The 449-nt window shown below is 66.6% G+C and carries 2 pseudogenes; both read left to right on the forward strand.

The window, feature by feature from the left end:
• Positions 1-186: pseudogene (locus tag H5411_RS46735) on the forward strand (MlaD family protein); the annotation flags it as partial.
• Positions 187-191: 5 nt separating this feature from the next.
• Positions 192-449: pseudogene (locus H5411_RS46740) on the forward strand (MlaD family protein); the annotation flags it as partial.

Consider the following 449-nt stretch of genomic DNA (forward strand, 5'->3'; position numbering starts at 1 on the left):
ACGGCCAACGCGCTCAGCCGGGGTGACGCGGCGGGCCACTGGCTGCGCATCTACCCGTTGTTCAACACCGAGTCCCTGTCCGGCGCCTTGAGCGCGCTGAAGGACCCGGTCACCGCGCGCAACGCCTATCCCGCACCGGGACAGGCACCGCAGGACAAGAAGAGCTCTCTGCTGGGGCCGAGGTGAGGAAGATGGCTTTGCTTGGCAAGAACCGGCGTCGGCGTCCGAAGAGCAAGGGATCGCTGTTCAAGCTGGGCGCGATGTTCGTCGTCGTGGCGCTCGTCGCCGGTCTCGCTCTCTTCAACAAGGACCGGGTCCTCACCACGCTGCGACCGGGCACGGAGTTGACCATCAACTTCGCGCGTGACTACCGGCTCCAGCCCTACGCCACGGAAGTCAAGGTCGCCGGCATCCCGATCGGCAAGGTCGTGGATGTCCGGGAGGCGCAG

Source organism: Amycolatopsis echigonensis (assembly GCF_014174495.1).
Classification (GTDB): Bacteria; Actinomycetota; Actinomycetes; order Mycobacteriales; family Pseudonocardiaceae; genus Amycolatopsis; species Amycolatopsis echigonensis.